The organism is Dehalococcoidia bacterium, assembly GCA_035528575.1.
Lineage (GTDB): Bacteria > Chloroflexota > Dehalococcoidia > E44-bin15 > E44-bin15 > DATKYK01.
The window spans coordinates 120,478-130,878 of record DATKYK010000024.1 but is presented as its reverse complement, the minus strand read 5'-3'; the positions used below and the strand labels follow the sequence as shown (position 1 = coordinate 130,878).

The window sequence follows — 10,401 nt, the reverse complement described above, 5'->3', positions numbered from 1 at the left end:
TAACTCAGTTGGTAGAGTCCCTGCCTTCCAAGCAGGTTGTCGAGGGTTCGAGTCCCTTCTCCCGCTCCAAATAAGAAACTAGGGAGGCTCCCGAAGGGGGACCTCCCTTAATTTTTAGCAAGTTATACTGTCGAAAATATTCCTGCTCACGACCACTTAACTTGTCCAGAAATGCTCATCACTTGGGGATCACAAACATATCACAGAGTAGTCACGTACTTTTAACCAACCCATTTTTCTTGGCATAATCATCGATACACTTTCTCAGTACTAGCTCGACATTATTCTCTTCTTTTGCGCGGAATTCACCTGATAATTGCCACCATGTCTGACCGTCACGCCACAGGTGTACGATATCGTCCGTACCGCCGTTGAACTTCGCAGAGCACAGATATTGAGGGTATTCCTGAAGATGAATGTTGCTCTGCCACTGGGCGTAGCCTCGGAAGTGATCTTCCATGGTCTTCAAGAGCCCGGGCAAGAAATCCTCATCTTCATCGGCGTAAACCCAGGCACTCTGACCAAACCACTTCTTGTAATTATTAGTCATTTCGACCTTCTCGTTTTAGCTAATCCGATTAGTGCCGTTTTTGGTTCTATAGCTAAATTGCATCCTATATTGGAGATTCGTTCCCTGTCATGTAGCTTTAGCTCTGCATAGCTCCTGTGATATAACATTATCGAATGCATCTTTCTGAATATATAAATATTCTATTAATAAACGTATTATATTTCTTCGTAATAGTCAATTTGCATAATCCTTCTTTATCTATACATTTCCTCCCCATTCTTGGGGATGTAGACGTCCGTTGCTATCCCGAACTGAGGAGCAGGGCATCTATCCGCTTCTGGGCGGCATAGATCGTGGCTGTCAGCCCTGGCCGGGCCGCTGCCAATAGTGATTAGTGCACGCATAAGCTCCTCCGGCAAATTAGAGGCCTAATTTCTCTTTAAGCTGCGCTTCGTTGAAACCCAAGATGACCTCCCCATAAATGCAAATGGTTGGAACTGCCAATCGTTTGCATTTATTGATCATCTCCTCGCGGGCGGCAGGATCTTCAGCGACATTGAAGTCTTTATACTTGATGCCGTTATCCTCAAGGAATTGCTTGACCCTCCTACAACAGGGGCATGTGGGGGTGGAATAGACCTTCACCTCTTTGGCACTCATCTCCTCATCCTGTACTCTACTTGGTAAAGCCTTTCTAACTTCAGGTCCCTAACTCAATAATACATTTTAGGTTGGGATATAGCCTTTGTCTGTGACATTTGTCTCCACAACATTGTTTACATTGCCTGCAGCAAAGAGACCGGGCAATCCTGCTTCACTAATCTCACCAAACTTATTGAGCCTGGCGATACCACCAGTAAACTTCGAGTTAGGGAGCAGCCCGATCTCGATAAAGATGCCACCAACAAAAAGCCTCTTTTCTTCGCCGCTTTTCAAATCCCTGATGAGAATAGCTTCCACACTGTTTGGGCCCTCAATCTCTAACACCTCATGCTCTAAAAATAGGGTTAGATTTAAGGCATCTTTAACTTTTTCAATGAGTATCTGGTCGCCGGTTACCGATGTCAGAGACACAAGATAAACATGCTGTGCTATCTTAACCATGTCGTCAGCAGCCTCTAGGGCGGAGTTGCCCCCGCCGATAACAGCCACCTTCTGCCCGGAAAATAGCGGGCCATCGCAAATAGCACAGTATGTCACACCCTACCCTTAAGCTGCTCCTCTCCTGGAACATTTAGCGTGCGGGGACGTTTTCCGGTAGCGACAATAACCGCCTTTGCCTGATGGCTTTCAACATTGTCTATCGTGACCTCAAATCCCGCATCCAGTGATGATAACCCAGCTACTCCCTGACCTAGCTTCTGCTCCAGTAGAAATTGCTTGACCTGATCCTCGAACTTCTGCATCAGCTCAAAGCCCTTAATATACTGATAGCACATGTAGTTCTCAACGCCGGTTGTAGTGAGAACTTGCCCTCCGATATCCTTCAAGGATGGCCTGGAGTGAACCCCTGAAAGTGGATACTTCGGGTTATGAATGTTTCGCAGGGTCGAGTCAGGCATAATAAGGGATAGAGAGGATCTAGCCATAGGGAAACAGAGGAGTTAAAGTTTATAGTATGTCCTGGACACCGCTCAGGGAACTGTTGACAATACTACCGTAAAAGTCTATGCTGTAACCAGCAGAAATCATTGCACAACTTTCCTAGCTTTCAGATGACCCTCATCAAGCTAAGGTGTATCTGAAAGCTCTTCGGACATGCGTAGTTAGAAGGAGTTATCCTCGCGGATTTGACATTTAGTACGTTTCCGCACTACGGCAGTCGTGACTCCAGGCAAATATCACTCCTCACAAAGCATCCATAACTCCAATGTTAAGACTGCAATACAATTGGTTTGCAGTATCGTTGAGAAAGTAAGCAAGGCTTGTTAGCCATAATGACTAAAAACCTATAGTTGTATGTATTTAATCAAACTATGACTGTGGGAGGTGTGTCATGAAGATCTTATTGCTAGCTCCGCTCTGGGAAACTGTTCCCCCGCCTGCCTATGGTGGTACGGAGGCAGTTGTTAGCCTGCTGAGCGATGGGCTTACTCTTGCTGGTCATGATGTGACCTTGTTTGCTTCGGGGGACTCTACAACTAAGGGTAATCTTGAATGGGTCCAACATCGCAGTTTACGCACGGCCTATGACATAACAGACCCCAGCCCCTATGAATGGTTACATAGCGCTATTGCTCTCTCTCAGGCTAAGGGGTTCGATATTGTACATAATCACAGTGGTGAACTGGCAATGGCCATGAGCCACCTTATAAAAACACCAATGCTAACTACTATACACGGTCACGTCACGCCAAACACCAAAATAATCTGGGACCACTATGACTGGTTCTACAACACTATTAGCTATTCTCAGCGGAAATCCATGCCAATTGTATCAAACAGGAACTTTATCGGGGTCGTCTACAATGCTATAAAGGTGGAAACCTTCCCTTACTGTGAAAAGAAAGATGACTACCTCCTGTTCCTAGCACGGATTTCTCCCGAAAAAGGTACTCATCATGCAATTGAGGTAGCAAAGAGGCTTGGTAAAAAGCTTGTCATGGCTGGAAAGGTCGACCGCGTGGACAAAGAGTATTTTGACAAGGATATTAAGCCGAAGATCGATGGAAAGCAAATTCAATTTTTGGGTGAAGCTGATTCTGAACAGAAGCGCGCTCTTTACGCTGGAGCCTACTGCCTTCTAATGCCGATTACCTGGGAAGAGCCTTTCGGTCTGACCATGATCGAAGCCATGGCCTGCGGCACGCCGGTCATAGCATTTTCCAGGGGTGCGGCACCAGAGCTGATCATTCATGGGAAAACTGGCTATCTTGTGTCAAATATTGATGAGATGGTAAAGGCGGTATACCTCGTTGACCAGATCGAGCCTCACTACTGCCGGGAGCATGTTGAGCGCAATTTCGACAATCCACGGATGATCAAGGGCTATCTCGATGCTTACGAGAGGGTGCTCAATAGCAGTGCGGCTATCACCAAGCGTTACCACATATTTAAAATGCCTGTCCACGAAGTGTTTCAAAGTACCCAGAGTTACAAATGACTTTGCTAAAAAACTCTTAGCACCTTCAGCCCTGGATATGACACACGATATTCGGGAATATTCCTTAAAGCCAGTATCACCGTGAGAAGCGGAGCAGGAAGGTCCGGATCAAACCGGCGCGAGCAAAAACTAGAAACCACACCTGGAGATTACCAAGGGATACGTCATGCCTGAACAGCTTGTTCTGAAAGAGGGGGAACTTTTAGCGGTTAGCGATGATATGGGAGACATGCCGGAGGGGCGTCGGCGGCTTGGCATCTATTATCAGGACACTCGCTACCTCAGTATACTCGAGATGAGGCTCAATGGGAAAGAACCGCGGTTTCTGTCCTCATCTGCTGATGAAAATTACGTTGCCATCGCTCAGATGGCTAACCCGACCATGGAACTTCCCGATGGCAATGTGGCTCTGGCACGAACCATCAGTATCCGTCGCACTCGCACTATCACGGATGCAATTTATGAGCGTATTAGCTTTTACAACCACAACCGATTCAATGTACCGCTTGAGATAACAATCACTTTTGGGAGCGATTTCCTCGACATATTCGAGGTACGCGGATGGGAGCGTAATGCGAGTGGCGAAGTAAGTATTCCAGAGGCTACAAAATCCGGAGTGGTGCTAGGTTACCACGGATTGGATGGTGTTCGGCGGCGTACTGTGATTACCTTCGAAATGCCCCCTAAAAAAATGGAGATGGAACCTGAGTGCGCGTATCATCGGCCAAGACGCCGTATAAGCACCCTCCTTCCTGAAACATTAGAAGCCACACCCATAACAATAAGTCGGCCTCCCTGCGCTAACGTCAGTTGGGACCTAAACCTAAAACCTCGAACACCCCTGGACATTACTTTCCATATCCAGGCCGCTGAAGGGGAAGATATCCGCAAGGTAGGCTCTTTCGAAAGAAGCCTAACTAAGATGCGGGATTACTATCATAAATGGTGGCAGGGATGTACCACGCTGGAGACGGATAACGAAACCTTTAACAGACTACTTAAGCGCAGCGTCCTTGACATGCGTCTCCTTATGGAGGACACGCCAGAGGGGCTGGTACCCGTTGCAGGGATACCGTGGTTTGCCTGTGTATTTGGTCGGGACAGCCTCATCACATCACTACAGACGCTAATGTTGAACCCAAAGATCGCTACCGGTACCCTACGCTTCTTAGCAAAGCACCAGGGGACTAAGGTTGACCCATGGCGTGATGAAGAGCCAGGCAAGATCGTGCATGAGATACGCAAGGGGGAAATGGCGAGGTTGGGAGAGGTCCCCCACTCTGCATATTATGGCAGCGTTGACGCTACCCCTCTCTTTTTGATCTTGTTCGCCGAAACGATGAGGTGGCTTGATGATAACGTACTATACGAGGAAATAATACCGGCAGCAAAGGGCGCTCTTAAGTGGATGGAAAGCTATGGTGACCTTGATAGCGATGGCTACATAGAATATTTTAGCCGTTCCTCAGGCGGAATAAGAAATCAGGGCTGGAAGGATAGCCGTGCCTCAATTACCTACCCGGATGGTACTCCCGTTGAGCCACCGGTAGCCCTGGTTGAAGTCCAGGGCTATGCCTATAGAGCCCTCTCTGATATGGCGGAGCTCTTGCGCCAAAAGGGAGATACCGATATTGCTCATGGGCTTACCGAAAAGGCGTCAAGCTTGAAGAGTAGATTTAACCGCGATTTCTGGCTGGAAGATAAGCAGTTCTTTGCCCAGGGAATCGATGGTAACAAAAAGCCAATAGACCTGGTGACGTCGAATCCGGGGCATTGCCTGTTTTGCGGGATAGTCGACGATGAGAAGGCACGACGACTGGTTAAGCGTCTTAGTGCACGGGATATGTCTTGTGGCTGGGGTATACGAACTGTCACCAGCAGAAGCCCCAGGTTCAACCCGATGAGCTACCATCAGGGGAGTATTTGGCCCCACGACAACTCCCTGATTATAGCTGGTATGAGGCGATATGGCTACTTTGACGAGATGGAAGCGATAACGTCACAGCTCTTCGAGGCTAGCATGTTCTTTACCAGTAACCGCCTACCGGAACTCTTCTGTGGATTCGCTCGTGAGAGGGAGATTCCTGCTGTACCAGTAGCATATCCCGTTAGCTGCAGTCCTCAAGCTTGGGCTGCCGGCAGTGCCATATTGCTCTTTCAATCGATGCTGGGCTTGAAGGCTGATATTCACTCGAAAAGGCTCTACGTAAACCCCAGATTGCCACAATGGATTGGCGCTGCCTCAGTGCAAAATCTACATATTGGCAGAGGGACCATAAACCTGCGATTCGAACGCCGTGGCAAAGGGACTACATGCGAGGTAACTGAGAACAAGGCTGGTATTGAGGTGGTATTTCTTCATTAATATCCTTGTGTGCGCTTTAATAGGATTTGCTGCGGTGAGATAGCAATAAAACGGGGAGAACCCAAATTGTGACAGTAATTCTTATTAGAACCCTCTTGGTTCTCAGCGGCAGTTAATATCTTCAGGATAAGCTCTCTTCTTTCAGAAGACTATCAAGGATAGCACACAAGATGAAATTGTTAACTAGGTCATGGTATAGCGCATTATTCATTTGGCTCTGGGTTAGCACTCACCGAATGAGTTTGAAGAGTCTCTGCTTGTTTAGGTAGAGACCGTGGTACACCGCCAGACTCTCTTAACCCTGCCTGTACAGTCATGTGGGTGCATACCAACTGTTAACCGAGCAAACAGTGGATTTTTTATGAAGAAATACAGAAGAGAAGTCTTACCCGCTCCAAGGGAAGCAGTGACCAACGGACGCTGCAACATGGGCACCTTTAGCGGGCTTATTGAGTATATCAACCTGCTGGATGCTGAAAAGCCGCTTGGCTTTAGCTTGCCCCGGGTATTTAAATACCTGAGGCTTAAGGAATGGGAGGCTTTCCAAATCGCCAACGAGGAATGGTTCGTCTGCCTGGCAGTTTACAACGCCAAGATAATCGGAATTGCCCTTGTCATGGCCTATCACAAGAGTGAGGGCCGCATGTACCGCTATGAGCGCAAGGTTCCCTTTTGGCAGCTCAAGGTTCCCAGTGGTCTCGGTGATTCGCACTGTTACTATCACAGCGGCAATTTCAATATAGATATCTATAACAAGCTTAAATACGGCCGAATTACTGTGGATTTCAACATGCATAGCTTTCAGGGTCTGCCGGACTGCCGGGCCTCCTTTACCGGTTACCACGAAACCGAGCCCATTGTGATCGTACAGCCCTTTGCGGAAAACCGCCCTCTTTACTCACATAAAGCCCTCATGCCAGCTGATGGTAGTCTCACAATTGGCGATCAAACGACTGAATTTACTAAAAACTCAAGCTGCATGATCATCGATGACCACAAGGGCTACTATCCATATGTCATGAAATATGACTGGGTCACGGCCCTCGGCTATGATGACAGGGGCCGACTTGTCGGCTTCAACCTTACAGACAATCAGGTACGGAACCACGAGAAATACAATGAAAACTGCCTGTGGCTGGATGGTAAAATGTATACGCTGCCACCTATTAAGATCACTAGGCCCTCGGGCGTTGAGCAAATCTGGGAAGTGCGGGATGACTACGGCATGGTCCGGCTACACTTCACGCCACTTGAGGACATGCCGGTCTATCTAAATCTGGTTCTTATGGAGACTCGTTACCATGGCCCGACCGGCAGCTTTGAAGGTTACATCGTCGATCCCGATGGCAACCAGATCTGTTTTGACGGGTTCAGCGGCATGGGCGAAAAGAAATATATCAGGATGTAAAAATAATAGATCTAAAAGGGATGTCGCTGCTGTTTGGTCTTTGGTCCGGTGTTGCGGGGGGTTATCTTCCTGAGGGAGTTAATCGATTCCCTGAACGCCCGTTACACGCCACCTTCATTAATCCTCGCCCTTAGCTCTATAAAAAGGTGATTGCCGCAACATCCGGCCCCGGTATATAGGACGGAGCGCACGAATCATATACCGCTTGAACCCCAGTAACGCTGCCCTCTCCTTGAGCCAATCCTCGAAAGTGTGTTTCTGGTAATTAAGAAGCCTCTGGCTCTCGGTCGTATCTATCCAATCTAATGAAGAGGGTATAGTTCCAAAGGCATTATCTGGTAACCTGCCTACACCAACGGTCTCCATGGAACGCCTGATGTAGTCTCGATAGTACATCTGGCTCCCCGGACCTCCTCCGATGAGTAGTACCTTGCCCCACGCCTCATTACAGCTTATGGCATTTGCCACTGCCAGGCCTACATCTCGAAAATGAGCGAACTCTATACGCGAATCTGGAGAGAGGTAGAACATGGTAGGATCAAACCTGAATGCTACTGGGGTTACAGCAGAGAAACGGAGGATGACCCAGTCCAATCCAGAGTCCCTGACCATCTGTTCGCACTCCACTTTATGGCGGGTGTAGTGCTGTGTTGGGTTGACCGGATCGGAGGCCTTCCGCGGCGGCGGTTGATCCTGCGTCGGGCCGAAGACCGTGGTCGATGAAGCGAACAAGATCCTGGGCGTCGGAGAGGCCTTCTTCATAGCGTCGAGAAGGTTCCGGGTGCCCTCCACGTTTACCTTCCGAGACCCCTCGGGGTCAATCTCACTGGTGATCGGGATAATAAACGCCAGGTGGATAACCACATCCCGATCCTGCATAGCAACTGCCATGTCCTCAGGCTTGCGTACATCTCCCCACGTCGTCTCTATCTTGTGTTCGAATCTCATCGCCTTTTCTTCGTTATCACTCGTTTTAAGATCGAAACATCTCACCTGGTGCCCCTGCTGGAGCAGGTTTTCGATGGTAACGGTACCGATGTTTCCGAATGGCCCCGTCAGTAGCACTTTCATCGCTCTTCTCACTTTCAATTCATTGCTGTTTATTGTGGCTATGAAGTCAAGTCACAGGACAGCCGTATCCTGAGCTGCCTTGTGGTTTAAATCGGAGGCGATGTGCTCCCACTACCACCTTATGATATGAACTCAGTCGGCCTGTATTCCCCGAAGACCTCTCGCAGAACGCCGCAGATCTCGCCCAGGGTGGCATAGGATCGCACCGCTTCCAGGATATGGGGCATGAGGTTCTCAGTGCCCTGGGCGGCTCGTTTTAGCTCGCTAAGCCTTTCAGTAACATCGGTAGCGCTTCGCTCCTGGCGCACCCGATTCAACCTATCCAGGTGCCTTTTCTCCCCTGCCTTATCCATCTCTAGGATAGGGATGGTCACGGGTTCTGAGATAACATAGTCGTTTATGCCGACAATGATACGCTCCCCGCTCTCGATCTCTCGCTGGTAGCGGTGTGCAGCCTCGGCGATCTCCCGCTGGAAGAAGCCCTTCTCGATAGCGGGGAGCACCCCGCCCAGGGAATCGATCCTTTGGAAGTAGCTATAGCAAGCCTGCTCCATTTTTTCGGTGAGCGCCTCCACCATAAAGCTGCCACCAAGGGGGTCGATGCTTGAGGTGACCCCGCTCTCATGGGCGATGACCTGTTGGGTCCGAAGCGCGATGAGGGCTGCCTTCTCCGCGGGGAGCGCCCAGGCCTCATCCATGGAGTTGGTGTGCAGCGACTGGGTCCCTCCCAGAACTGAGGCCAGTGCTTGAAGGGTGACGCGCACGATATTGTTCTCCGGCTGTTGTGCGGTCAGGGAGCAGCCCGCGGTCTGGGTATGGAAGCGAAACCACAGGGAGCGCTCACTTTGGGGTTTAAAACGGCGCTCTATCTCCCTGGCCCAGATACGGCGGGCGGCGCGGAACTTGGCGATCTCCTCGAAGAAGTCGTTGTGCACATTGAAGAAGAAGCTGAGCTTGGGGGCGAAGTCGTCCACCTTCAGGCCCCGGTCCACACCTGCCTGGACATAGGTCAGCCCGTCAGCGAGAGTGAAGGCCAGCTCCTGGGCAGCAGTGGCTCCCGCCTCCCGAATATGATAGCCGCTGATGCTGATGGTGTTCCAGTTGGGCAGGTTCCTCGTCCCGAACTCGAAGGTGTCTACAATGAGGCGCATGGAAGGTATCGGAGGGAAGATGTACTCATTCTGGGCGATATATTCCTTGAGGATGTCGTTCTGTATGGTACCTCCGAGCCTCTGCATGGGAATGCCCCGCTTCTCAGCGGCGGCGATGTACATGGCCCAGATGATACCGGCAGGGCTGTTGATGGTCATCGATGTGGTTACCCGGTCGAGGGGGATGCCATCCCAAAGCACCTCCATATCGGCGAGGGATGAGATGGCAACGCCACACTTGCCAAACTCCCCAGCCGCCTGGGGGGCGTCGGTATCGTAGCCCATGAGGGTAGGCATATCGAAGGCAACGCTTAGACCGGTTTCCCCATGATCAAGAAGGTATTTGAAGCGGGCATTGGTCTCCTCTGCGCTACCGTAGCCAGCGAACATGCGCATGGTCCAGAGCTGTCCGCGATGCCCTGTGTGGTGAATGCCACGGGTAAAAGGGTATTTGCCGGGGAAGCCAAGCTCTGCTAGGTAGTTAAGCCCGGCGATGTCCTCCGGGGTGTAGAGCCTTTCAATGGGAATCCCCGAGGTGGTAACGAAACGATCTCGCCTCTGGGGAGACTCAGAGGCTTCCCTTTCCCATTCTGCCCGGGATTTTTTAATCTCCGCGAGCTTCTGCCGGTCAAACACACTACACCTCCATACTATTACCCTCGATAGTTTAAACTCTTCCTTACCTTATCCTGCTCGTCTAATTATAGGGTCGGAGCTTGGATAATACTCTGGTTGGCATGGCGAGCAATGTACTAAGTTAAGCATCTTCAGAGCAACGGCAACATTTGACTC

10 protein-coding genes are annotated in these 10,401 nt (G+C 50.0%); 3 read left to right on the top strand and 7 right to left on the bottom strand.

What is annotated here, in order from left to right:
* Nucleotides 1–211: 211 nt before the first annotated feature.
* The 5 genes from VMX96_06050 to VMX96_06030 all read right to left on the bottom strand — a co-directional run bounded on the left by VMX96_06050 (nucleotide 212) and on the right by VMX96_06030 (nucleotide 2,001).
* A complete protein-coding gene (locus VMX96_06050; protein HUU63464.1) occupies nucleotides 212–550 on the bottom strand; it encodes a hypothetical protein in 339 nt (112 codons plus the stop codon).
* Nucleotides 551–765: 215 nt separating this feature from the next.
* Nucleotides 766–915 (bottom strand): hypothetical protein, encoded by a 150-nt coding sequence (locus VMX96_06045; GenBank protein ID HUU63463.1) that lies wholly within the window; start codon nucleotides 913–915, stop codon nucleotides 766–768.
* A gap of 16 nt (nucleotides 916–931) precedes the next feature.
* Nucleotides 932–1,171, bottom strand: coding sequence for a glutaredoxin domain-containing protein (locus tag VMX96_06040; protein ID HUU63462.1), 240 nt, complete (start codon nucleotides 1,169–1,171; stop codon nucleotides 932–934).
* A gap of 66 nt (nucleotides 1,172–1,237) precedes the next feature.
* Nucleotides 1,238–1,663 carry an FAD-dependent oxidoreductase gene (locus VMX96_06035; GenBank protein ID HUU63461.1) on the bottom strand — a complete coding sequence of 142 codons (426 nt, stop codon included), beginning with the start codon at nucleotides 1,661–1,663 and terminating at the stop codon, nucleotides 1,238–1,240.
* 44 nt (nucleotides 1,664–1,707) lie between these two features.
* Nucleotides 1,708–2,001 (bottom strand): hypothetical protein, encoded by a 294-nt coding sequence (locus VMX96_06030; protein ID HUU63460.1) that lies wholly within the window; start codon nucleotides 1,999–2,001, stop codon nucleotides 1,708–1,710.
* A 506-nt stretch (nucleotides 2,002–2,507) separates the two neighbouring features.
* Between VMX96_06030 and VMX96_06025 the strand changes: the two genes are divergently transcribed.
* The 3 genes from VMX96_06025 (at nucleotide 2,508) to VMX96_06015 (ending at nucleotide 7,387) form a co-directional block, all read left to right on the top strand.
* Nucleotides 2,508–3,614 (top strand): glycosyltransferase family 4 protein, encoded by a 1,107-nt coding sequence (locus VMX96_06025; protein HUU63459.1) that lies wholly within the window; start codon nucleotides 2,508–2,510, stop codon nucleotides 3,612–3,614.
* A 166-nt stretch (nucleotides 3,615–3,780) separates the two neighbouring features.
* Nucleotides 3,781–5,979: a glycogen debranching N-terminal domain-containing protein gene (locus VMX96_06020; protein ID HUU63458.1), complete on the top strand. Its 2,199-nt coding sequence runs from the start codon at nucleotides 3,781–3,783 to the stop codon at nucleotides 5,977–5,979.
* A 361-nt stretch (nucleotides 5,980–6,340) separates the two neighbouring features.
* Nucleotides 6,341–7,387, top strand: coding sequence for a DUF2804 domain-containing protein (locus tag VMX96_06015; GenBank protein ID HUU63457.1), 1,047 nt, complete (start codon nucleotides 6,341–6,343; stop codon nucleotides 7,385–7,387).
* A gap of 117 nt (nucleotides 7,388–7,504) precedes the next feature.
* Here the strand turns inward: VMX96_06015 and VMX96_06010 are convergent, their stop codons facing one another.
* Nucleotides 7,505–8,458 carry an NAD(P)-dependent oxidoreductase gene (locus VMX96_06010; protein ID HUU63456.1) on the bottom strand — a complete coding sequence of 318 codons (954 nt, stop codon included), beginning with the start codon at nucleotides 8,456–8,458 and terminating at the stop codon, nucleotides 7,505–7,507.
* A gap of 119 nt (nucleotides 8,459–8,577) precedes the next feature.
* Nucleotides 8,578–10,245 carry a methylmalonyl-CoA mutase family protein gene (locus tag VMX96_06005; protein ID HUU63455.1) on the bottom strand — a complete coding sequence of 556 codons (1,668 nt, stop codon included), beginning with the start codon at nucleotides 10,243–10,245 and terminating at the stop codon, nucleotides 8,578–8,580.
* Nucleotides 10,246–10,401 lie beyond the last annotated feature (156 nt).